This is a genomic window from Pseudomonas sichuanensis (genome assembly GCF_003231305.1).
Classification (GTDB): Bacteria; Pseudomonadota; Gammaproteobacteria; order Pseudomonadales; family Pseudomonadaceae; genus Aquipseudomonas; species Aquipseudomonas sichuanensis.
On the sequence record NZ_QKVM01000039.1, the window covers coordinates 39,054 to 60,665 of the forward strand.

Consider the following 21,612-nt stretch of genomic DNA (forward strand, 5'->3'; position numbering starts at 1 on the left):
ACAGTGGCCTTGTCACGACCAGCGTCCGCTGCCGGGCAGGCAGCGGACGTGGCTCACTCAGTGTTGCAGGATCTTGCTGAGGAAGTGCTGGGTGCGCTCGTGGCGGCCTTGCGGGTTGCCGAAGAAGTCTTCTTTCTGGCAGTCCTCGATGATGTTGCCTTTGTCCATGAAGATCACCCGGTTGGCGACCTTGCGGGCGAAGCCCATCTCGTGGGTAACGCACATCATGGTCATGCCTTCATGGGCCAGTTCGACCATGACGTCGAGCACTTCGTTGACCATTTCCGGGTCCAGCGCCGAGGTCGGTTCGTCGAACAGCATGACGATCGGGTCCATCGACAGGGCGCGGGCGATCGCCACGCGCTGCTGCTGGCCGCCGGACAGCTGGCCGGGGTGCTTCTTGGCGTGGGCACCCAGGCCGACGCGGTCGAGCAGGGCCAGGCCCTTCTTGGTGGCTTCCGCCTCGCTGCGGCCAAGTACCTTGCGCTGGGCGATGGTCAGGTTCTCGGTGATCGACAGGTGCGGGAACAGCTCGAAGTGCTGGAACACCATGCCGACCCGCGAACGCAGCTTGGGCAGGTTGGTCTTGGGGTCGGCGATGGAGGTGCCGTCGACCACGATGTCGCCTTTCTGGAATGGCTCCAGCGCGTTGACGCACTTGATCAGCGTGGACTTGCCCGAGCCCGACGGGCCGCAGACCACCACCACTTCACCTTTCTTGACCTCGGTGCTGCAGTCGGTCAGCACCTGGAAGTCCCCGTACCACTTGTTGACGTTCTTGATGGAAATCATACGGTGATCCTTTTTTGCAGGCGCTTGACCAGCCAGGAAGCGGAGAAGCTGATGAGGAAGTAGACGACACCGGCGAAGATCAGGAACTCATGGGAGCGCCCGATGATGTCGCCGTTGGAGCGCGCCGAGTTGAGGAAGTCGATCAGGCCCACGGTGTACACAAGCGAAGTGTCCTGGAACAGGATGATGCTCTGCTGCAGCAGCAGCGGGGTCATCTTGCGGAACGCCTGGGGCAGGATGATCAGGCGCATGCACTGGCCATAGCTCATGCCCAGTGCCTGCGCGGCGCCCATCTGGCCCTTGGAGATCGACTGCACGCCGGCGCGCACGATTTCGCAGAAGTAGGCCGCCTCGAACATCATGAAGGCCACGACGCAGGAGGTGAACGCGCCCACCGGGGTGTCTTCGCCGGTGATCCAGCGCAGCACGAACGGCACCGCCAGGTAGAACCAGGTGATCACCAGCAGCAGCGGGATGGAGCGGAAGTAGTTGACGTAGGCGCCGGCGAAGTTCGACAGCAGCTTGTTCGACGACAGGCGCATCAGGGCGAGGATCGTGCCCAGCGCGATACCGCCGACCACACCCATCACCATCAGTTGCAGGGTCAGGACCATGCCGTCCCACAGGGCGGGCAGGGCCGGGATGATTTCGCTGAAATCCATGTCCATTTACTTGCCCCCCACGGAGATCAGGCCAGGTACCGAGACTTTCTTCTCGACCATGCGCATGAGCAGCATCAGGCCCATGTTCAGGGTGAAGTAGATCAGTGTGGCGAGGGTGAACGCTTCGAACAGGTTGGCGGAGAATTCGGCGGTCTGCTTGGTCTGTGCCAGCAGTTCCATCAGGCCGATCAGCGACGCTACCGAAGAGTTCTTGAACACGTTCAAAAATTCCGAGGTGAGTGGCGGAATGATGATCCGGTAGGCCTGGGGCAGCAGCACGTTCATGTAGATCTGCGACAGGCTGAAGCCCATCGCCCGGCCGGCCGCTTCCTGGCCGCGGGGCAGTGCCTGGATACCGGTGCGCACCTGTTCGCAGACACGGGCGGCGGTGAACAGGCCCAGGCAGATGACCACGCTGATCAGTGCCGAGGTGGTCGGGTTGAGGTCCTGCTTGAACCACTCCTGCAGGCCCTCGGGCAGCAGGTCGGGCACCAGGAAGTACCAGATGAACAGCTGCACCAGCAGCGGCACGTTACGGAACAGCTCGACGTAGGCGGTGGCAATCCCTGACACCAGGCGGTTAGGCACGGTGCGCATGACGCCGAGCAGCGAGCCCAGCAGCAGCGCGATGATCCAGGCGGAGATGGCGATGGCGATGGTCCAGCCCAGGCCGGCGATGTACCAGTCCAGATAGGTTTCGCTGCCCACGCCGGTGGACTTGAAGAACACGCCCCAGTCCCAGTTGTAATTCATCGGGATTTCCCCTCAGACGGTTGTTTCACGGGCACCTTGATACATCCGGGGGCGTTCGACGCCCTCGGATGTAAAGGTTAGACACTAAAAAGTGGCCTGTCGGATCGAAACGTGCGCGTTGCGCACCAGGCCACTAGTTGCCTGGGATCAGGACTTCTTCTCGTCCGCGGCCTTGTCGGTCGGCTCGGCGATCAGCTTTTTCAGCTCGTCGCTCATCGGGAAGTTGAGGTTCAGGCCTTTCGGTGGGATCGGCTGCTGGAACCACTTCTCGTAGCTCTTGTTGACTTCACCCGACTTGAAGTAGGCGACGATGGCTTCATCGACCGCTTTCTTGAAGGCCGGGTCGTCCTTGCGCACCATGCAGCCGTAGATTTCGTACGACTGCGGGGTACCGGTGATGACCCAGTCGGACGGCTTCTTGGCCTTGGCCATTTCACCGGCGAGCAGGGCGTCGTCCATCATGAAAGCCACGGCGCGGCCGCTTTCGAGCATGTTGAAGGCTTCGCCGTGGTCTTTGGCCGAGATCACGTTCATCTTCATCTGCTTGTCGGCGTTCATCGCCTTGAGGATGCGCTCGGAAGTGGTACCGGCGGTGGTCACCACGTTCTTGCCGGCCAGGTCGGCGAAGTCTTTATAGGAAGGCTGGCCGTCTTTGACTTTGGTCAGCAGGCGGGTGCCGACTTCGAAGATGCCCACCGAGAAACCAACCTGCTGCTGGCGCTCGACGTTGTTGGTGGTGGAGCCGCACTCAAGGTCCACGGTGCCGTTCTGCACCAGCGGGATACGGGTTTGCGAGGTGACGAGGTTGTACTTGACCTTGATGTCGGTGCCCAGTTGCTTCTTCAGGGCGTCGACCACAGCGATCTGGATGTCGTGGGAGAAGCCCACGGGTTCCGGCTTGCCGGCGAGGTAGGAGAACGGGATGGAGGAGTCGCGGTGGCCCAGGGTGATGGTGCCCGAGTCCTTGATCTTCTTCAGGGTGCCGGTCAGATCTTCGGCCATGACGGGCGATGCGATGACTGCAGCCGCGATAGCGGCGCCCAGCAATTGACGAACGATGCGCATCAAATTTTCCTCGACGTGTTTGTTTTTTTTATGGAGCCGTTGGCGGACTCTTTCGTTCAACGAATACCGCAATGAAGCGGGTGCATTCGGCTACCAAGTGTAGAGCATGAGTCGTGCCAAGCTCTGGCAATGATCATAACGGCGCGAAAACACTGGGGATTAATCTTTTTTGACGGTATTGAAGCTGATTGTTTCGTGCGGATTTCCGAATGAGTGGTTCTGCGTCGTTCGGAAATCCGAATGGTTGTGAGCGGCTGGGAGGCGCTGCGAGGCGTTTGGCAATCTTTGTGGAGCTTCAAAAAGAACGCCCGGGCAAGCCCGGGCGTCGTCGCATTGTCAGGCCGCACGCCCTTGCGTGCGCTGCTGTTCAGCCTGCTGCAGGTAATCGGCCAGCGCCTGCTGCTCGCTCGCGCTGGTGAACAGCCCCAGCTTGGTACGGCGCCAGAGGATGTCGTCGGCGTCGACCGCCCACTCCTGGCTGCACAGGTAGTCCACTTCGCGGGTGAACAGGCCGCCACCGATGGCCTGGCCCAGGTCCTCGGGGCCATTCACGCCCTCGAGCAGGCGCCAGACGCGGCTGCCGTAAGTCACGGCCCAGCGCTTGGCGATATCCAGCGGCAGCCAGGCATGGCTGGCCAGCACGGCGTCCACCAGTGCCTGCACGCTGGTCATGCTTTCGCCGCCGGGCAGTGGCGCATCGGCGGTCCAGCTGCCGCGCATCTGGGTGAAGAACGGCTTGAGCTCGGCCATCGCCGACTCGGCCAGTTTGCGGTAGGTGGTGAGCTTGCCGCCGAATACCGACAGCAGTGGCGCTTCACCTGCGGCGGCGGACAGCGCCAGGGTGTAGTCGCGCGTCACTGCCGACGGGTTGTCCGACTCGTCGTTGCACAGCGGGCGCACGCCGGAGTAGGTGTGCAGGATGTCGGCGCGGCTCAACTGGTGGTTGAAGTGTTCGTTGACCACTTTGAGCAGGTAGTCGGTCTCCTGCTCGGTGATCGCCACCTTGGCCGGGTCGCTGCTGTATTCGCGGTCGGTGGTGCCGATCAGGGTGAAACGCTCCAGATAAGGTATGCAGAAGACGATGCGCTGGTCTTCGTTCTGCAGGATGTAGGCGTGCTCGCCTTCGTACAGGCGCGGCACGATCAGGTGGCTGCCCTGGATCAGGCGGATGCCGTAAGGCGCGTCGAGCTTGAGGTCGTCCTTGATGAAACTGGCCACCCAGGGGCCGGCGGCGTTGACCAGGGCGCGGGCGCGGATGGTCCGCAGGCTGCCGTCGGCGTGTTGCAGCTCCACTTCCCAGATGCCCTCGACCCGCTCGGCACGCAGGCAGCGGGTGCGGGTGTGGATGTGTGCGCCTTTCTCACGGGCGGCCATGGCGTTGACGACCACCAGGCGTGCGTCGTCGACAGCGCAGTCGGCGTATTCGAAACCGCGGGTGATGGCTGGCTTGAGCGGGTAGCCCGGGCCGAAGCGCAGGCTGCGCGAGGCGCCCAGGCGTTTGCGCTTGCCCAGGTGGTCATAGAGGAACAGGCCGGCGCGGATCATCCAGGCCGGGCGCAGGTGTGGCTGGTGCGGCAGGACGAAGCGCATTGGCTTGACGATGTGCGGGGCTTTGGCCAGCAGCACTTCGCGCTCGGCGAGTGCTTCGCGCACCAGGCGGAATTCGTAATGTTCGAGATAGCGCAGGCCGCCGTGGATCAGCTTGCTGCTGGCCGAGGAGGTGTGTCGGGCCAGGTCGTCCTTTTCGCAAAGGAATACTTTCAGGCCGCGCCCGGCGGCGTCTGCCGCGATGCCTACGCCATTGATGCCGCCACCGATCACGGCGAGGTCGTAGCAGTCGAGGGGTTGGGGCGAAACGGGCTGGGACACAGCAAGGCCTCCTGGGCTGTTCATATCGAATATGAACATTGATGTTCGTTTGCGAAAATACTAGCGCAATGAACAGGCGGCCGCCAGTGAGTCTTTATAGAAAAAACTGATCGGATGACAATTAAATGAACATTTACGAACATCGTGCAGGGCCGGCAAGCCGGCGCCTGCAGAAAGCGGGCGTCAGACCACGTCCAGGCGGATCTTGTACTGGTTGAGCAGTTGGGTCAGGGCGGGGGTAGGGGCCTGATCGGTCACCAGGCAGTCCACCAGGCTGATCGAGCCCAGGCGGACCATGGCGTTGCGCCCGAACTTGCTGGAGTCCGCAGCGAGGATCACCTGGCGGGCATTGGCGATGATCGCCTGGGACACGCGCACCTCCTGGTAATCGAAGTCCAGCAGGCTGCCGTCCTCGTCGATGCCGCTGATGCCGACCACGGCGAAGTCGACCTTGAACTGGCTGATGAAGTCGACGCTGGCCTGGCCTACCACACCGCCGTCACGGCGCACCGTGCCGCCCGCGATCAGCACTTCGAAATCGTCCTTGGCGCCCAGGATCGCCGCCACGTGCAGGTTGTTGGTGATGATCTTCAGGTGGTTGTGGTTGAGCAGCGCCCGGGCGATGGATTCGGTGGTGGTACCGATGTTGATGAACAGCGAGGCATGGTCGGGGATCTGCCGGGCCACGGCTTCGGCAATGCGCTGCTTCTCGTCGCGCATCTGGTCGGCGCGCATGGCATAGGCGGTGTTCTCGATGCTCGAGTCGTAGGCGGCGCCACCGTGGTAGCGGCGCAGCAGGTTGGCCTCGGCGAGCTGGTTGATGTCGCGGCGGATGGTCTGCGGGGTGACGACGAACAGCTGCGCCATTTCCTCGATGCTGACGTAGCCGCGTTCACGGACCAGCTCGAGGATTTGTTGTTGGCGTGGAGGCAGATTCATGGGCGGTCCTTGGGGGCAGCCGGAAAAATTCTGCAATGATGCCGTAGGAAGGGGAACAGGACCAGCTTGGGTTGCTGGGCAAGCAGCCATTGCGGGGCAAGTCGGCGCTGCGATTTGCCCCGCAATGGTTCGCTGATCAGGCGTCGTGGTCTTCCCAGTCGCGGGTGCGGTCCACGGCCTTGCGCCAGCCTTTGTACAGCTTCTCTTTCGCCGCTTCATCCAGTTGCGGGCTGAACTCGCGCTCGATGATCGCCTTGTCGCGCAACTCGTCCAGGCCGCTCCAGAAACCGCAGGCCAGGCCGGCCAGGTAGGCGGCGCCGAGGGCAGTGGTTTCGCGCATTTTCGGGCGCTCCACGCAGGTGCCGAGAATGTCGGCCTGGAACTGCATGAGGAAGTTGTTGGCCACCGCACCGCCATCCACGCGCAGTTCGCTCAGGCGCTGGCCGCAGTCCTGCTGCATGGCATCGAGCACGTCGCGGGTCTGGTAGGCGATCGACTCCAGCGCGGCACGGATGATGTGGTCGACTTTCACGCCGCGGGTCAGGCCGAACAGCGCACCACGGGCATAGGGGTCCCAGTACGGCGCGCCGAGGCCGGTGAAGGCGGGCACCAGGTACACGCCGTTGCTGTCCTTGACCTTGCTGGCGAAGTACTCGGTGTCGTAGGCGTCGTTGATGATCTTCAGCTCATCACGCAGCCACTGCACGGTGGAGCCGCCGTTGAACACGGCGCCTTCCAGGGCATAGGCCACTTCGCCGCGCGGGCCGCAGGCGATGGTGGTGAGCAGGCCGTGGGACGAAGCGACCGCCTTGTCGCCGGTGTTCATCAGCAGGAAGCAGCCGGTGCCGTAGGTGTTCTTGGCCTGGCCGGGCTCCACGCACATCTGGCCGAACAGCGCCGATTGCTGGTCGCCAGCGATGCCGGCGATTTTGATGCCGCTCTTGGTCTGGCCATAGACTTCCGACGATGGGCGCACTTCGGGCAGCATCTGCCGCGGGATGCCGAGGATATCCAGCAGCTTCTCGTCCCACGCCAGGGTATGGATGTTGAACATCAAGGTGCGCGAGGCGTTGGTGTAGTCGGTGACATGCACCTTGCCGCCGGAGAACTTCCAGATCAGCCAGGTATCGATGGTGCCGAACAGCAGCTCGCCGCGCTCGGCGCGCTCGCGAACACCTTCGACGTTGTCGAGGATCCACTTGAGCTTGGTGCCGGAGAAGTACGGGTCGGTGACCAGGCCGGTGGTTTCGCGGATGTACTGTTCGTGGCCGTCACGCTTGAGCTGGGCGCAGATCTCGGTGCTGCGCCGGCACTGCCAGACAATGGCGTTGTACACCGGGCGACCGGTTTCCTTGTCCCATACCACGGTGGTTTCGCGCTGGTTGGTGATACCGATGGCGGCGACCTGGGCGTGGCTGATACCGGCTTGGGCCAAGGCTTCGACCATGGTCGCGCTTTGGGTGGCGAAGATTTCCATCGGGTCGTGCTCGACCCAGCCGGCCTGCGGGTAGTGCTGGGCGAACTCGCGCTGCGACGTGCCGACCACGTTGGCGTCGCGGTCGAAGATGATGGCCCGAGAACTGGTGGTGCCCTGGTCGAGGGCAATGATGTAGTTCTTGTCCTGGGTGTCTGTCATGTCGATGGCCTTGCAGGAATTAGGAGTGGTTCAGGGCGTGGCGAGCAGTTGAGCCCGGCGCTGGCGTCAGGAAACCTGGGCATCACCCTGAGGATTATCGTCTGTCTGTGGCTTCTCGGCTTCTGCCGTCGGCAGGTTGCGGGCGATCAGGCCGCGGTACAACGCCGCACCCAGGCTGGCGCCGAGAATCGGTGCGAACACCGGTACCAGGAAATAGGGAATGTCACGCCCGCCGGTAAAGGCGATGTCGCCCCAGCCCGCGAGGAAGGTCATCAGCTTGGGCCCGAAATCGCGCGCCGGGTTCATCGCAAAGCCGGTCAGCGGGCCCATGGCGCTGCCGATCACGGCGATCAGCAGGCCGATCAGCAGTGGCGCGGTGGCGCCACGGGGCAGGCCGTTGTTGTCGTCGGTCAGGGCCATGATCACGGCCATCAGGATGGCGGTGATGATCACTTCGACCAGGAACGCCTGGCCGGTGGACAGCGCCGGGTGCGGGTAGGTGGAGAATACCGAGGCCAGTTCCAGGCTGGCCTGGCTGCCGCGCACCATGGCGTGGGCCTGTTCGAAATCGAAGAACAGGTTGCTGTACAGCGTGTAAACGAGCGCGGCGCCACAGAACGCGCCACACACCTGGGCGAGGATGTAGAACGGCAGTTTGCGTCTGTCGAAGCCGGCGAACAGGGTCAGGGCGATGCTCACGGCCGGGTTCAGGTGCGCGCCGGAAACGCCGGCGGTGAGGTAGATCGCCATGCTCACGCCGACCCCCCAGATGATGCTGATTTCCCACAGGCCGAAGCTGGCGCCGGCAACCTTGAGCGCGGCGACACAGCCTGTGCCGAAGAAGATGAGTAGCGCGGTGCCGAGGAACTCGGCCATGCATTGGGCGGAAAGCGTCGGTTGGCGTAGAGCAGTCGTCATGTATGACCTCGGTTCTTGTTGTTGTGAGGCGCGGTGCGCTCGACAGCAAAAAAGCCCGGAGTCGATCCCCATTGACGCCGGGCGGGTGCAGGAAGTGCACCTTATAGGTGCACCATGTATTCAGAAACGAAAAAATATAGACAAGAAACGCTGATGTCAAAGGTCGAAAGTGAACGGCTGGCCACAATCTGACCGAGAGGCCTGCCTGCGAACCGTTGGCCGCCGCTCTGGCCCGCGGGTGTGCTGGCTGGTCTGGGGGATTTGCCCTACAGTAGCCGGCGACCTGCGATCGACTGGAGCCTTCGATGACCCCCGCCCTGGACCTGCTGAAAAAGGCGCGCGCCGAGTACCGCGTGCACAGTTACGAACATGACCCGAAGACTGCTTCCTATGGCCTGGAAGCGGCTGAGAAGCTTGGCCTTGACCCGCTGCGGGTGTTCAAGACGCTGCTTGCCAGCAGCGAGAAGGGCGAATTGCTGGTGGCGGTGGTGCCGGTGGTCGGTACCCTCGATCTCAAGGCGCTGGCCCATGCGGCGGGGGTGAAGAAGTGCGAAATGGCCGACCCGCAGGCTGCCCAGCGTGCCACGGGCTACCTGGTGGGGGGGATCAGCCCGTTGGGGCAGAAGAAGCGTCTGCGCACCTTCATCGATGAGTCCGCGCAACAACATGAAACCATTCACGTCAGCGCTGGCCGTCGTGGCCTGGAGGTGGAGCTGGCAGCAGCGGTGCTGGCAACCCATACCCAGGGGCAATTTGCCGGGATTGGTCGCGGCTGATCATCTGTATGGTGGTAATTTCCTCGACTCTGTCACTGTTCGGTCCGGGCCTCGTGCGCCATGCTCGGGCCCTTTCCAGAACGACAGAGGGAGCGTGTCATGCAGTTGCACTTCCATCAGGTCGACGCGTTCAGCGATCGTCCCTTCGCCGGCAACCCCGCCATGGTCTATCACCTGGAGCAGTGGCTCGACGAGGCGCTGATGCAGCAGATCGCCGCCGAGCACAACCTTGCCGAGACCGCGTTCGTGGTGGCGGAGGGTGACGGGTACCGGATCCGCTGGTTCACCCCAAGTACCGAAGTGCCGCTGTGCGGCCATGCGACCCTGGCCAGTGCTTATGTGTTGTTCGAGGTCTATGGTGAGCAGAAGGCGCGGCTGGACTTCCAGAGCCAGTCAGGGCCGTTGAGCGTCAGCCGTGAAGGGGACCGCTTGTGGCTGGACTTCCCGCGCATGGATTCGCAGCCGGTGACCGAGCCTTTGCCGGTTGCCGAGGCGTTGGGGTGCGAGGTGCTGGAAGTGCGCCAGAGCAAGGAGTTGTTCGTGGTGTTGCCGTCGGAGCAGGCGGTGCGTGATTGCACGCCGGACATGGCTGCGGTGGCGCGTCTGCCCGGGCTTGGCGTGATCGTGACGGCGCCTGGAGTCAGGCATGACTTCGTATCGCGCTATTTCGCCCCGGCAATCGGTATCCCCGAAGACCCGGTGACCGGTTCCACCCATTGCCTGCTCATCCCGTACTGGGCCGAACGCCTTGGCAAAACCGAGCTGAGTGCATTCCAGTGCTCGGCCAGAGGCGGTGAGCTGTCATGCAGGCTGGAAGGCGAGCGGGTGAAGATCGGCGGGCAGGCTCGGCGGGTGGCGAGTGGCACGTTGATGCTTTGATCAACGCGAGGCAAGTCGGGACGCCGAGCCGCAGCTCCCACGTTGGTCGTGGGAGCAACTGCCTTGCTCGCCATTCAAACAGCTGCGCGATCCACATGATTTATTGATCGAGCCGGGGCCTGTGGGAGCGGCTTTAGCCGCGAACACCGGCAAAGCCGGTGCCGTCCACCGCGTCGCCTGTTTCGCGGGTAAACCCGCTCCCACAAGCAGAGTGCAGGCCTTGAGTTCGGCTCGGCCAGGTGCAGGCTGGCTTGTCCTGCGCTGTTCTGGGCGCCTCAGAGCGCCGAGCTGACGCGGCGCACGCCGTTCTCCTGGCGTGGCAGCTGCGCGGCTACGCTGCCGGGTACCGGGAACAGCACCAGGTGGTCGGCCGCCACGGCGATGCCGATGTCCTGGCCTACCTGATGGTCGATGTGGCTGGGGAAGATCGCTTCGAGCTGGCTGCCGGTGGGCAACTGCAGGCGATACAGGGTCGAGGCGCCGAGGAAGCTCTTGCCGACAATTTGCGCACGCAATTTGCCATCGGGCGCATGGATGATGTCATCCGGGCGCAGCAACACGTCCACCGAGCTGCCCAGGGCCATGGTGTAGGCGCGATTGCCCTGCAGTTCGCCGAGTTCGGTGGTCACCGCCTCGTGGCTGCTCATCTGGCCGCGAATGAAATAACCCTGGCCGATGAAGCTGGCAACGAAGGGGGTCTGCGGCTCGTGGTAGAGGTTGTAGGGTGTATCCCACTGCTCCAGGCGGCCTTCCTTGAACACGCCAACGTGGTCACTGACGGCGAAGGCTTCTTCCTGGTCGTGGGTGACCAGGATGGCGCTGGTGCCACGGCTCTTGAGGATGTCACGCACCTCATGGCTGAGGCGCCTGCGCAGCTCGACGTCGAGGTTGGAGAACGGCTCGTCGAGCAGTAGCAGTTGTGGCTCCGGCGCCAGTGCGCGGGCCAGGGCGACTCGCTGTTGCTGGCCGCCGGACAACTCGTGCGGGTAGCGCCCGCCGAGGCCGCCCAGCTTGACCAGCTCGAGCATCTCCTCGACCACGGCCGCCTGTTGCGGGTGCTTGCCGATGCCGAAGGCGATGTTCTGCGCCACGGTCAGGTGGGGGAACAGTGCGTAGTCCTGGAACACCATGCCGATCCGGCGTTTCTCCGGAGCCAGGGTGAAGCCTGCACGGGAGATGACCTCGCCGCCTAGCTGGATCTCGCCTTCATGCACCGGCTCGAAACCGGCGATGGCGCGCAGCGTGGTGGTCTTGCCGCACCCGGAGGAACCCAGCAGGCAACCGATGTCGCCTGCGTTCAGGTGCAGGTTGAGGTTCTGGACGATGCGCTGCTCGCCGTAGCCGCAGGCGAGGTCGCGCAGGTTGAGCAGTAGGGGTTGACTCATGCGTGGTGGTAAGCCGGTTCTACAAGGAATTCGAGAAGGGCCTTCTGCGCATGCAGGCGGTTCTCAGCCTGGTCCCAGGCGACCGAACGAGGGTCGTCGAGCAGGTCCTGGCTGATTTCCTCGCCACGGTGGGCGGGCAGGCAGTGCATGAACAGGGCATCGGGTGCCGCCAGGTCGAGCAGTGCGCGGGTGACCTGGTAAGGCGCGAAGTGCGCCAGGCGCCGTGCAGTTTCCTCTTCCTGGCCCATGGAAGTCCAGACATCCGTGGTCACCAGGTGGGCGCCGCGTACGGCTTCCTTGGGGTCACGGATGATCTGCACGCGGTCACCGCCCAATTGCAGGAAGCGTGGATCGGGCTCGTAGCCCTCGGGGCAGGCGATGCGCAGCTGGAAGTCGAACTGGCGAGCGGCTTCGATGTACGAGTTGCACATGTTGAAGCCATCGCCGATCCAGGCCACGGTCTTGCCCTGGATCGAGCCGCGGTGTTCAAGGAAGGTCTGCATGTCGGCCAGCAGTTGGCAGGGGTGCGACTCGTCGGACAGGCCGTTGATCAGCGGCACCCGCGAATGGGCGGCGAATTCGGTGAGGGTGCTGTGGGCGTGGGTGCGGATCATCACCGCATCGACCATGCTCGACAACACGATGGCGCTGTCGGCAATCGGCTCGCCGCGGCCCAGCTGGGTGTCACGCGGCGACAGGAAGATTGCCTGGCCGCCGAGCTGGATCATGCCCGCCTCGAACGACACCCGGGTACGGGTCGAGGATTTTTCGAAGATCATCCCCAGCACGCGGTTCTTCAGGGGCTCGAACAGCACGCCACGCTTGCGCAGGTCCTTCAGCTCGATGCCTCGGCGGATCACACCGAGCAATTCGTCGGTGGTGAAATCCAGCAGGGAGAGAAAGTGCCTAGCGCTCATGATTGACTACCTTATCTGCAACGGTTTGCAGGTCGACCGTATGGGTTTTGTTGACAACGGGAGTGACCTGCGGCGTAAGCCGCACGGGGCGGACGGAATAGGGAAAGGCGCAATACTATAATTAAATGTCGCCTCAAACCAAGAGGGGAAACAGTGTCTCTGTATCAGCGGGTGTCGTAACCCGTTGCAGGCGCGCTGTTTTTTATTTGCTACAGGGGTTGTACACGGCCCGGCGCGCATTTGGCAAACCCGCTGTCGCGAATCGTGGGCCTGATGTCGGCCGATTCACGCCGCGAAGCGCGCTGGTGAGCCTTGCCGGGGCGGCGCATAGTCGAACGTCCAGAACAACACGGCAGAGGCGGCCATGACCAAGACCCTGCATCACCGAGCCTGTCACCTGTGCGAGGCCATCTGCGGCCTGAACATCGAAGTGACCCACGAAGCCGACGGCCGGGCGCGCATCAGCTCGATCAAGGGCGACCCGCAGGACCCGTTCAGCCGTGGGCATATCTGCCCCAAGGCCGTCGCCCTGCAGGATATCCAGGAAGACCCCGACCGCCTGCGCCAGCCCCATCGGCGTATCGGCGACCAGTGGCAGCCGATTGGCTGGGACCAGGCGTTCGCGCTCGCCGCCGAGCGCCTCTGGGCGGTGCAGCAGGCGCACGGGCGCAACGCCGTCGCGGTGTATCAGGGCAACCCCAGCGTGCACAACTATGGGCTGATGACCCACAGCAACTATTTCCTCGGCCTGCTCAAGACCCGCAACCGCTTCTCTGCCACCTCGGTCGACCAGTTGCCCCAGCATCTGACCAGCCACCTGATGTACGGCCATGGCTTGCTGCTGCCGATCCCGGACATCGATCACACCCGCTTCATGTTGATACTCGGCGGCAACCCGCTGGCTTCGAACGGCAGCATCATGACGGTGCCGGATGTAGAGAAGCGGCTGAAGGCGCTGCAGGCCAGGGGCGGGCGCCTGGTGGTGGTCGACCCGCGGCGTAGCGAGACGGCGGCGATGGCCGATCAGCACCTGTTCATCCGCCCCGGTGGCGATGCGGCGCTGCTGGCTGCGCTGCTGCATACCCTTTTTGCAGAGGACCTGGCCCGCGGATCGCACTTGCCTGTCAGCGGGCTGGATCAGGTACGCCAGGCCATTGCGCCATTCGATGCCGAGGCGATGAGCGGGCTCTGCGGCATCCCGGCGCAGGACATCCGCCAACTGGCACGGGATTTTGCGGCCGCAGACAAAGCCGTTTGCTATGGCCGGATGGGGGTTTCCACCCAGGCATTCGGTTCGCTGTGCCACTGGCTGGTGCAACTGATCAACCTGGTCACCGGCAACCTCGACCGCGAGGGTGGCGCCCTCTGTACCGAACCTGCGGTGGACCTGGTGGCCAGCACCTCGGGCGGGCATTTCAACCAATGGCAGAGCAGGGTCTCGGGCCTGCCGGAATATGGCGGCGAATTGCCGGTGTCAGCTCTGGCCGAAGAGATCCTCGAACCAGGCGAAGGGCAGATACGGGCGCTGGTGACCGTCGCTGGCAACCCGGTGTTGTCCACGCCCAACGGGCGGCGCCTGGATGATGCCCTGGCTGGGCTCGACTTCATGCTCAGCATCGACCTGTACATCAACGAGACCACCCGCCATGCCGACCTGATCCTGCCCTCGACTTCGGCGCTGGAGAACGATCATTACGACTCCACCTTCAATCTGCTGGCGGTACGCAACGTGAGCCGTTTCAACCGGGCGATCCTGGCCAAGCCCGAGGGAGCGTTGCACGACTGGGAGATTTTCGTCGGCCTGGCCAAGGCTTTTGCGGCACGCGCCCAGGCCGAGCTGAAGGTGACCATGCCGCCGGCGCAGATGATCGATTACGCGCTGCGCAAGGGGCCTTATGGCGAGGCGTCAACCTGGAAGCTGTCGTTGCAGACTCTCGACCAACATCCCCATGGCCTCGATCTGGGGCCGCTGATGCCGAACCTCGCTGATCGCTTGTGTACCGCCAGCCAGACGGTCGAAGCAGCCCCAGTGGCCCTGCTCGAAGACCTGCAACGGCTTGCCCGGCAGTTGCCGCCGGAACCTGGCCAGTTGTTGTTGATCGGCCGCCGACATGTGCGCAGCAACAACTCGTGGATGCACAACTTCCATCGGTTGGTAAAAGGCAAGCCGCGCCATCAGTTGCTGATGCACCCGCTCGACTTGCATCAGCGCCAACTGCAGGACGGCCAGACGGTACGCGTTCGTTCACGCACCGGGGTGCTCGAAGTGCAGGTGCAGGCCAGCGAGGAAATGATGCCGGGGGTGGTCAGCCTGCCCCATGGCTACGGGCATGGGCGCCAGGGCGCCCAGTTGCAGGTGGCCAGCGCGCAACCTGGGGTGAGTGCCAATGACCTGACCGACGAGCGCCTGCGTGATGGTGTTTCCGGCAATGCGGCACTCAATGGCGTGCCGGTGCAGGTGGAGGCCGCATAAGCGCAGGCAAGGCCGAGCATGCCGCTCGGGTTTCCGATACAATGCGTCACCGTGCCGACGACCATGTCGGAAAGTTCAGCCGAGGTGCTTCATGGATATCATCGAAACAATCAAAGAGCAGATCGCCAACAACACCATTCTGCTTTACATGAAAGGCTCGCCGAATGCCCCGCAGTGCGGCTTTTCGGCCAAGGCATCGCAAGCTGTGATGGGTTGCGGCGAGAAGTTCGCCTACGTCGACATCCTGCAGAACCCGGAAATCCGCGCCAACCTGCCCAAGTACGCCAACTGGCCAACCTTCCCGCAACTGTGGGTGGCCGGTGAGCTGGTCGGCGGTAGCGACATCATGCTGGAAATGTTCGAAAAGGGTGAGCTGCAGGCCCTGATCAAGGACGCGGCTGCCAAGGCCAAGGCTTCCGAGGCCTGATTCCAGCGTTATTTCGCCGGAATGCAAAAGCCCCGCACAAGCGGGGCTTTTTGTTGTCTGGAGAAAGCGCTCCTGCACCCCAATAAAATGCCCCGCACTTGGCGGGGCTTTGGCGTATCTGGCGATCGTTACTCTTCGCCCATCTGCGACTGCAAGTAGTTCTCGATGGTGATCTTGTCGATCAGGCCCAGCTGGGTTTCCAGCCAGTCGATGTGCTCTTCCTGGTCTTCGAGGATGTCTTCGAGCACATCGCGCGAGCCGAAGTCGCCTGCAGTTTCGCAGTGGGCGATGGCGGCTTTCAAGTCGGCGTGGGCCTTTTTCTCAAGCTTCAGATCGCACTCGAGCATCTCTTTGGTGTGCTCGCCGATCATCAGCTTGCCCAGGTCCTGGACATTGGGGATGCCTTCGAGGAAGAGGATACGCTTGATCAGCTTGTCAGCATCCTTCATCGCCTGGATGGATTCTTTGTACTCGAACTTGCCGATCTTGTTCAGGCCCCAGTCTTCGTACATGCGTGCGTGCAGGAAGTACTGGTTGATTGCGACCAGCTCGTTTCCGAGGATCTTGTTGAGATGCTGGATGACGCTTACGTCGCCTTTCATGATGGGGTCCTGCCCTGTAGAAGTTGAGCCAATGAAAACAAGTCTGAGCCCGACAACTACCTATGTCAAACCTAAGTTATTGAATAATAAGTGAAAATTAATCGGAATAAGAATGTTTGTGAACCGCGTTCGAGCGCTAACTTATTGAATTTCAGGCATAAAAAAACCGGGCGCCAGGCCCGGTTCTTCGAAATTCATTTTTACGCCGCGTTAAATTCAACGGGGTAGGGGAGCGCAGCCTGTTGGCTGAGCTGCAGCTCGGTCAGCGTCTCGCGCACCACCTGCTTGGCGAGGCAGGCGCATTTACCGCACTGGCTGGCGACGTTGGTGGCGGCTCGAACGTCCTTGTAGCTGCAGCATCCTTCGTAGATCGCATCGCGGATCTGTCCATCGGTGACACCGACACAGAGACACACATACATAAAGGCTGACCATTACGGTTGGATTCGATGGGTTGGAGAGTAATGGTAATGAGAATGCTTGTCAAAGCACTTCCTGAAAGGGCCGCCCTTGAGCGACCGATGGTAGAGATTCGGCCTGTCACCAGAAGCCGTGTATGATGGTCGGCCTTTGCCGGATCCGGGGGAACTCATTCCGCCCGGGCAAGGTTCTTCACCCTCATCAGGAGAAATCGAATGAGCGTACTCGTTGGTAAACAAGCCCCTGACTTCACCGTTCCTGCCGTGCTGGGCAATGGCGAAATCGTCGACAGCTTCAACCTGGCCTCGGCCATCAAAGGCAAGTACGGCCTGGTGTTCTTCTACCCGCTGGACTTCACCTTCGTCTGCCCGTCCGAGCTGATCGCCCTGGACAACCGTATCCCTGACTTCCAGGCTCGCAACGTGGAAGTGATCGGCGTGTCGATCGACTCGCACTTCACCCACAACGCCTGGCGTAACACCCCGGTCAACAACGGCGGCATCGGCCAGGTCAAATACACCCTGGCAGCCGACATGACCCACGAAATCTGCAAGGCCTACGACGTCGAGTCCGAAGGCGGCGTGGCCTTCCGTGGCGCCTTCCTGATCGACACCAACGGTGTTGTCCGTTCGCAGATCGTCAACGACCTGCCACTGGGCCGCAACATGGACGAGCTGCTGCGTCTGGTTGACGCCCTGCAATTCCACGAAGAGCACGGCGAAGTCTGCCCTGCCAACTGGAAAAAAGGCGACAAGGGCATGAACGCTTCGCCGGAAGGCGTTGCCGCTTACCTGAGCGAGAACGCTGGCAAGCTGTAATTTGCCAAGCGCATAAAAAAACCGGCCCTGGTGGCCGGTTTTTTTATGCTTCAAGCGTCCCTCGCGGGGCTGGCCCGCGAGGGCGATTTCGCTCAATCGTTGAAGTCGCGCCAGCCGCCCATTTCTTTCCAGCGGTTGACGATGCCGCAGAACAGCTCGGCGGTCTTCTCGGTGTCGTAGCGTGCCGAGTGCGCCTCGCGGCCATCGAAGTCGATGTCGGCGCTCTGGCAGGCCCGTGCCAGCACGGTCTGGCCGTACGCCAGGCCGGCCAGTGTTGCGGTGTCGAAGCTGGAGAACGGGTGGAAGGGGTTGCGCTTGAGGTCGTTGCGCGCCACTGCGGCATTGAGGAAGCCCAGGTCGAAGCTGCTGTTGTGCCCGACCAGGATTGCCCGCTTGCAGCCGTTGGCCTTGAGTGCCTTGCGCACGCCACGGAAGATGTCGGTGAGCGCACTTTCCTCGCTTACTGCCATGCGCAGCGGGTGGTCCAGCTTGATCCCGGTGAACTCCAGCGCGGCCTGCTCGATGTTGGCACCTTCGAAGGGTTCGACCCGGAAGAAGTAGGTGTGCTCGGGGAACAGGAAACCCTTCTCGTCCATGCCGATGGTCACTGCGGCGATTTCCAGCAGGGCGTCGGTGGCGCTGTTGAAGCCGCCGGTTTCGACATCCACCACTACCGGCAGATAACCACGGAAGCGTTCGGCCATCGGGTGGCGCGAGCCGCTGCTGACCTGGCTGTCCTGATCGTCGTCGTAGAGGTCTTCGCTCACGCGTTGTCCTCCAGCAGGCGCCAGCGCAGTTTCTCACCGGCACGCAGCGGGATCACGGTGTTGTCGCCGAACGGCAGACTGGCGGGTGCCGTCCACTCTTCGCGCACCAGGGTGATGGTATCGGTGTTGCGCGCCAGGCCGTAGAAGTCCGGGCCATGCTTGCTGGCAAAGCCTTCGAGCTTGTCCAGCGCGTTACGCTGCTCGAATGCCTCGGCATACATCTCGATGGCGGCGTAGGCGGTGTAGCAGCCAGCGCAGCCGCAGGCGGCTTCCTTGGCGTGCTGGGCATGGGGGGCGGAGTCGGTGCCGAGGAAGAACTTCGGGTTGCCACTGGTGGCCGCGTCCAGCAGCGCCACCTGGTGGGTGTTGCGCTTGAGGATCGGCAGGCAATAGAAGTGCGGGCGGATACCGCCGACCAGCATGTGGTTGCGGTTGTACAGCAGGTGCTGGGCGGTAATGGTCGCGCCGACGTTGGCCGAAGCCTCGGTGACGAACTGCGCGGCGTCACTGGTGGTGATGTGCTCGAAGACCACTTTCAGCGTAGGGAAACGCTCGACCAGGCGGCGCATGTGTTCGTCGATGAAGCGCTTCTCGCGGTCGAACACGTCGATCTCGCTACGCGTCACTTCGCCATGCACCAGCAGTGGCAGGCCGGTCTCGGCCAGGGCCTCGATCGCCGGGAAGATGTTGTCGATGCTGGTCACGCCGGAATCGGAGTTGGTGGTGGCGCCGGCCGGGTACAGTTTGGCGGCGTACACGATGCCGCTGGCCTTGGCCGCGCGGACATCGTCGGCGCTGGTGCGGTCGGTGAGGTAGAGCACCATCAGCGGCTCGAAGCGGCTGCCGGCCGGACGCGCTGCGAGGATGCGCTCACGGTAGGCGCCAGCTTCGGCGGCGTTGCGCACCGGGGGCACGAGGTTGGGCATGATGATGGCACGGGCGAAGGTGCGCGCCACGTCGCCAACGGTATGTGGCAAGACGGCACCATCGCGCAGATGGATGTGCCAGTCGTCGGGGCGCAGGAGGGTCAGGCGATCGGACATTGGGGATTCCAGGCGGGTCGAACTCAGAAGCCAATGCTACCGGAAAACCCTTGGGCGAGCACGGCTATCAAGTTTTCCGGCCGTCGTCCGATAGCGTTGATGTAAGCCGTCAGAATCTGTGGAGCCGCCCGTGCGCCAGCGTTACCTAGCCCTGTTCACCCTTGTCGCCAGCCTGCCGGCGGGGGCACTCACCTTCCAGACCCGCGTGGAGCATGTCGCCTGGAAAGTCGAGGGTGACCAGTTCGAATGCCGTCTGGTTCAGCCGATCGATGGTTTCGGCAGTGGTGAGTTCGTGCGCCGTGCCGGCGAGCTGCCGACGTTCCAGTTGCGTTCCTCCAGCAATGTGCTCGGTGCCGGATCCGCCACACTGCTGGCGGCAGCTGCACCGTGGCAGCCAGGCCGTGGCGACATCAATCTGGGGGCTGTGCGCATGGGCCGCACGGGTGTGCTGTTCACCTCCTCGCAAGGCCAGGCCAGCCGCTTGATCAATGGCTTGCTTGATGGGCGCAGCACGGTGGTGCGCAATTATGCCGGTGAAGGCGGGCGAGCCATGGAAGTGCGGGTGCTGCCGGTCAGTTTCGCCAAGGCCTACAGTGACTATCAGCGCTGTGCGAGCACGCTGCTGCCGATGAATTACGATCAGATTCGCCAGACCCAGGTCGGCTTCCCCGGCACTGGCTTCGAGCTGGACAGCTCGGCGCGTGCACGCCTGGACCTGATTCTGGACTATATGAAGGCGGATCCGACGGTCAATCACATCGAGCTCGACGGTCATTCCGACAACAGCGGCAACCGCCTGACCAACCGTGACGCCTCGCGCCGTCGTGCCCTGGCAGTGGCCGAGTACTTCAAGGCCCATGGCATAGCCGAAGAACAGATCACCGTGCGCTTCCATGGCGAGCGCTATCCCCTGGCCAAGAACAACAGCGCCGCCAACCGTGCGCGCAACCGTCGCGTCAACATCCAGCTCGATCGGGTGACCCCGGTCGAGAAGCCGGTTCCGGCTGCAGCGCCTGCCCCGGCGGCCACCACTGCGCCAGCGGCCGCACCGGCCCAGCAGGCACCCGCGAAGCAGGGCTGAGTGCGACCACTGGTCGCGCTGTCGACAGTTCCTGTCGCTTTGTCGTCACAAGCTGTCGCCCCACTGTAATTTTTGCGGCAAGGTCGTTAGAATCGAAGGCTTTCCGTACAACCCCGTGGAGTGATGGCATGGCGGACGTAAAAAAGGTCGTACTGGCGTATTCCGGCGGCCTTGATACTTCGGTGATTCTCAAGTGGCTGCAGGACACTTACAACTGCGAAGTGGTGACCTTCACCGCTGACCTGGGTCAGGGCGAAGAGGTCGAGCCGGCCCGCGCCAAAGCCCAGGCAATGGGCGTTAAAGAAATCTACATCGATGACCTGCGCGAAGAATTCGTGCGTGACTTCGTGTTCCCGATGTTCCGCGCCAACACCGTCTACGAAGGCGAGTACCTGCTGGGTACTTCCATCGCTCGTCCGCTGATCGCCAAGCGCCTGATCGAAATCGCCAACGAAACCGGCGCCGACGCCATTTCCCACGGTGCTACCGGCAAGGGTAACGACCAGGTGCGTTTCGAGCTGGGTGCCTACGCGCTCAAGCCAGGCGTCAAGGTTATCGCCCCATGGCGCGAGTGGGACCTGCTGTCCCGCGAGAAGCTGATGGACTATGCCGAGAAGCACGGCATCCCGATCGAGCGCCACGGCAAGAAGAAGTCGCCGTACTCGATGGACGCCAACCTGCTGCACATCTCCTACGAAGGCGGTGTCCTGGAAGATACCTGGACCGAGCACGAAGAAGACATGTGGAAATGGAGCGTCTCCCCTGAGAACGCCCCGGACCAGGCTACCTACATCGAGCTGACCTACCGCAACGGTGACATCGTTGCCATCGACGGCGTCGAGAAGTCCCCGGCCACCGTGCTGGCAGACCTCAACCGCATTGGCGGCGCCAACGGCATCGGCCGCCTCGACATCGTCGAGAACCGCTACGTCGGCATGAAGTCCCGCGGCTGCTACGAGACACCTGGTGGCACCATCATGCTCAAGGCCCACCGTGCCATCGAGTCGATCACCCTGGACCGCGAAGTCGCTCACCTGAAAGATGAGCTGATGCCCAAGTATGCCAGCCTGATCTACACCGGCTACTGGTGGAGCCCGGAGCGTCTGATGCTGCAGAAGATGATCGACGCCTCGCAGGTGAACGTGAATGGTGTGGTTCGCCTGAAGCTGTACAAGGGCAATGTCGTGGTTGTCGGTCGCAAGTCGGACGACTCGCTGTTCGACGCCAACATTGCCACCTTCGAAGAAGATGGCGGCGCCTACAACCAGGCCGACGCTGCTGGCTTCATCAAGCTCAATGCACTGCGCATGCGCATTGCGGCCAACAAAGGCCGTTCGATGCTCTGAGCAGCCCGCTGAAAAGAACCCGGCCAAGGCCGGGTTTTTTTTTT

General features: G+C 62.7%; 21 protein-coding genes. 7 read left to right on the forward strand and 14 right to left on the reverse strand.

All coding sequences use genetic code 11. The annotated features are described in order from the left end of the window. Positions 1 to 57: 57 nt before the first annotated feature. The 8 genes from DM373_RS19470 to DM373_RS19505 form a co-directional block, all read right to left on the reverse strand. Positions 58 to 792, reverse strand: coding sequence for an amino acid ABC transporter ATP-binding protein (locus DM373_RS19470; RefSeq protein WP_110995129.1), 735 nt, complete (start codon positions 790 to 792; stop codon positions 58 to 60). Beyond that, positions 789 to 1,460, reverse strand: a complete 672-nt coding sequence (locus DM373_RS19475; RefSeq protein ID WP_110995130.1) for an amino acid ABC transporter permease — start codon at positions 1,458 to 1,460, stop codon at positions 789 to 791. The genes DM373_RS19470 and DM373_RS19475 overlap by 4 nt, the downstream gene beginning before the upstream one ends. Continuing rightward, entirely contained in the window at positions 1,461 to 2,207 is a 747-nt protein-coding gene (locus DM373_RS19480; RefSeq protein WP_110995131.1) for an amino acid ABC transporter permease, read from the reverse strand. Positions 2,208 to 2,354: 147 nt separating this feature from the next. After that, positions 2,355 to 3,272 (reverse strand): glutamate/aspartate ABC transporter substrate-binding protein, encoded by a 918-nt coding sequence (locus DM373_RS19485; RefSeq protein ID WP_110995132.1) that lies wholly within the window; start codon positions 3,270 to 3,272, stop codon positions 2,355 to 2,357. 336 nt (positions 3,273 to 3,608) lie between these two features. Beyond that, positions 3,609 to 5,141, reverse strand: coding sequence for a glycerol-3-phosphate dehydrogenase (gene glpD / locus DM373_RS19490; protein ID WP_110995133.1), 1,533 nt, complete (start codon positions 5,139 to 5,141; stop codon positions 3,609 to 3,611). 183 nt (positions 5,142 to 5,324) lie between these two features. Beyond that, the gene (glpR, locus tag DM373_RS19495; RefSeq protein WP_110995134.1) at positions 5,325 to 6,080 is read right to left on the reverse strand and encodes a DNA-binding transcriptional repressor GlpR; all 756 of its coding nucleotides are present in this window, start codon (positions 6,078 to 6,080) and stop codon (positions 5,325 to 5,327) included. Between the two features lie 136 nt (positions 6,081 to 6,216). Then, positions 6,217 to 7,716, reverse strand: coding sequence for a glycerol kinase GlpK (gene glpK / locus DM373_RS19500; RefSeq protein ID WP_110995135.1), 1,500 nt, complete (start codon positions 7,714 to 7,716; stop codon positions 6,217 to 6,219). A 66-nt stretch (positions 7,717 to 7,782) separates the two neighbouring features. After that, positions 7,783 to 8,634, reverse strand: a complete 852-nt coding sequence (locus tag DM373_RS19505; protein WP_110995136.1) for an MIP/aquaporin family protein — start codon at positions 8,632 to 8,634, stop codon at positions 7,783 to 7,785. Between the two features lie 305 nt (positions 8,635 to 8,939). Between DM373_RS19505 and ybaK the strand changes: the two genes are divergently transcribed. Both ybaK and DM373_RS19515 read left to right on the forward strand, forming a co-directional pair. Then, on the forward strand, positions 8,940 to 9,410 hold the full coding sequence (ybaK, locus tag DM373_RS19510; protein WP_110995137.1) for a Cys-tRNA(Pro) deacylase: 471 nt from the start codon (positions 8,940 to 8,942) through the stop codon (positions 9,408 to 9,410). Between the two features lie 99 nt (positions 9,411 to 9,509). Next, positions 9,510 to 10,289, forward strand: a complete 780-nt coding sequence (locus DM373_RS19515; protein WP_110995138.1) for a PhzF family phenazine biosynthesis protein — start codon at positions 9,510 to 9,512, stop codon at positions 10,287 to 10,289. A 275-nt stretch (positions 10,290 to 10,564) separates the two neighbouring features. Here the strand turns inward: DM373_RS19515 and DM373_RS19525 are convergent, their stop codons facing one another. Both DM373_RS19525 and argF read right to left on the reverse strand, forming a co-directional pair. Further along, a complete protein-coding gene (locus DM373_RS19525; protein ID WP_110995139.1) occupies positions 10,565 to 11,674 on the reverse strand; it encodes an ABC transporter ATP-binding protein in 1,110 nt (369 codons plus the stop codon). Further along, positions 11,671 to 12,591 (reverse strand): ornithine carbamoyltransferase, encoded by a 921-nt coding sequence (argF, locus tag DM373_RS19530; RefSeq protein ID WP_110995140.1) that lies wholly within the window; start codon positions 12,589 to 12,591, stop codon positions 11,671 to 11,673. The genes DM373_RS19525 and argF overlap by 4 nt, the downstream gene beginning before the upstream one ends. A 364-nt stretch (positions 12,592 to 12,955) precedes the next feature. On the opposite strand from argF, the gene DM373_RS19535 reads away from it, so the two are divergent. Both DM373_RS19535 and grxD read left to right on the forward strand, forming a co-directional pair. Then, complete coding sequence (locus DM373_RS19535; protein ID WP_110995141.1) at positions 12,956 to 15,064, forward strand: molybdopterin oxidoreductase family protein; 2,109 nt, start codon at positions 12,956 to 12,958, stop codon at positions 15,062 to 15,064. A 91-nt stretch (positions 15,065 to 15,155) separates the two neighbouring features. Next, the gene (grxD, locus tag DM373_RS19540; RefSeq protein WP_110995142.1) at positions 15,156 to 15,491 is read left to right on the forward strand and encodes a Grx4 family monothiol glutaredoxin; all 336 of its coding nucleotides are present in this window, start codon (positions 15,156 to 15,158) and stop codon (positions 15,489 to 15,491) included. Positions 15,492 to 15,619: 128 nt separating this feature from the next. On the opposite strand, the gene bfr is transcribed toward grxD, so the two are convergent. Beyond that, positions 15,620 to 16,093 carry a bacterioferritin gene (gene bfr, locus DM373_RS19545; RefSeq protein WP_110995143.1) on the reverse strand — a complete coding sequence of 158 codons (474 nt, stop codon included), beginning with the start codon at positions 16,091 to 16,093 and terminating at the stop codon, positions 15,620 to 15,622. 200 nt (positions 16,094 to 16,293) lie between these two features. After that, positions 16,294 to 16,515, reverse strand: a complete 222-nt coding sequence (locus DM373_RS19550) for a bacterioferritin-associated ferredoxin (protein WP_110995144.1) — start codon at positions 16,513 to 16,515, stop codon at positions 16,294 to 16,296. Positions 16,516 to 16,728: 213 nt separating this feature from the next. On the opposite strand from DM373_RS19550, the gene DM373_RS19555 reads away from it, so the two are divergent. Continuing rightward, complete coding sequence (locus DM373_RS19555; RefSeq protein ID WP_023629028.1) at positions 16,729 to 17,331, forward strand: peroxiredoxin; 603 nt, start codon at positions 16,729 to 16,731, stop codon at positions 17,329 to 17,331. A 92-nt stretch (positions 17,332 to 17,423) separates the two neighbouring features. On the opposite strand, the gene rnt is transcribed toward DM373_RS19555, so the two are convergent. Both rnt and pyrC read right to left on the reverse strand, forming a co-directional pair. Next, positions 17,424 to 18,098, reverse strand: a complete 675-nt coding sequence (gene rnt / locus DM373_RS19560) for a ribonuclease T (RefSeq protein WP_110995145.1) — start codon at positions 18,096 to 18,098, stop codon at positions 17,424 to 17,426. Further along, a complete protein-coding gene (pyrC, locus tag DM373_RS19565; protein WP_110995146.1) occupies positions 18,095 to 19,141 on the reverse strand; it encodes a dihydroorotase in 1,047 nt (348 codons plus the stop codon). The genes rnt and pyrC overlap by 4 nt, the downstream gene beginning before the upstream one ends. 130 nt (positions 19,142 to 19,271) lie before the next feature. Between pyrC and DM373_RS19570 the strand changes: the two genes are divergently transcribed. After that, on the forward strand, positions 19,272 to 20,222 hold the full coding sequence (locus DM373_RS19570) for a flagellar protein MotY (protein WP_110995147.1): 951 nt from the start codon (positions 19,272 to 19,274) through the stop codon (positions 20,220 to 20,222). Positions 20,223 to 20,350: 128 nt separating this feature from the next. Beyond that, the gene (locus DM373_RS19575) at positions 20,351 to 21,568 is read left to right on the forward strand and encodes an argininosuccinate synthase (protein ID WP_110995148.1); all 1,218 of its coding nucleotides are present in this window, start codon (positions 20,351 to 20,353) and stop codon (positions 21,566 to 21,568) included. Positions 21,569 to 21,612 lie beyond the last annotated feature (44 nt).

Coding starts and splice junctions, on each gene's coding strand:
- DM373_RS19470 (WP_110995129.1), bottom strand. CDS start 792: ATGATTTCCATCAAGAACGTCAACAAGTGGTACGGGGACTTCCAGGTG.
- DM373_RS19475 (WP_110995130.1), bottom strand. CDS start 1,460: ATGGACATGGATTTCAGCGAAATCATCCCGGCCCTGCCCGCCCTGTGG.
- DM373_RS19480 (WP_110995131.1), bottom strand. CDS start 2,207: ATGAATTACAACTGGGACTGGGGCGTGTTCTTCAAGTCCACCGGCGTG.
- DM373_RS19485 (WP_110995132.1), bottom strand. CDS start 3,272: ATGCGCATCGTTCGTCAATTGCTGGGCGCCGCTATCGCGGCTGCAGTC.
- glpR (WP_110995134.1), bottom strand. CDS start 6,080: ATGAATCTGCCTCCACGCCAACAACAAATCCTCGAGCTGGTCCGTGAA.
- glpK (WP_110995135.1), bottom strand. CDS start 7,716: ATGACAGACACCCAGGACAAGAACTACATCATTGCCCTCGACCAGGGC.
- DM373_RS19505 (WP_110995136.1), bottom strand. CDS start 8,634: ATGACGACTGCTCTACGCCAACCGACGCTTTCCGCCCAATGCATGGCC.
- ybaK (WP_110995137.1), top strand. CDS start 8,940: ATGACCCCCGCCCTGGACCTGCTGAAAAAGGCGCGCGCCGAGTACCGC.
- DM373_RS19515 (WP_110995138.1), top strand. CDS start 9,510: ATGCAGTTGCACTTCCATCAGGTCGACGCGTTCAGCGATCGTCCCTTC.
- DM373_RS19525 (WP_110995139.1), bottom strand. CDS start 11,674: ATGAGTCAACCCCTACTGCTCAACCTGCGCGACCTCGCCTGCGGCTAC.
- argF (WP_110995140.1), bottom strand. CDS start 12,591: ATGAGCGCTAGGCACTTTCTCTCCCTGCTGGATTTCACCACCGACGAA.
- DM373_RS19535 (WP_110995141.1), top strand. CDS start 12,956: ATGACCAAGACCCTGCATCACCGAGCCTGTCACCTGTGCGAGGCCATC.
- grxD (WP_110995142.1), top strand. CDS start 15,156: ATGGATATCATCGAAACAATCAAAGAGCAGATCGCCAACAACACCATT.
- bfr (WP_110995143.1), bottom strand. CDS start 16,093: ATGAAAGGCGACGTAAGCGTCATCCAGCATCTCAACAAGATCCTCGGA.
- DM373_RS19550 (WP_110995144.1), bottom strand. CDS start 16,515: ATGTATGTGTGTCTCTGTGTCGGTGTCACCGATGGACAGATCCGCGAT.
- DM373_RS19555 (WP_023629028.1), top strand. CDS start 16,729: ATGAGCGTACTCGTTGGTAAACAAGCCCCTGACTTCACCGTTCCTGCC.
- pyrC (WP_110995146.1), bottom strand. CDS start 19,141: ATGTCCGATCGCCTGACCCTCCTGCGCCCCGACGACTGGCACATCCAT.
- DM373_RS19575 (WP_110995148.1), top strand. CDS start 20,351: ATGGCGGACGTAAAAAAGGTCGTACTGGCGTATTCCGGCGGCCTTGAT.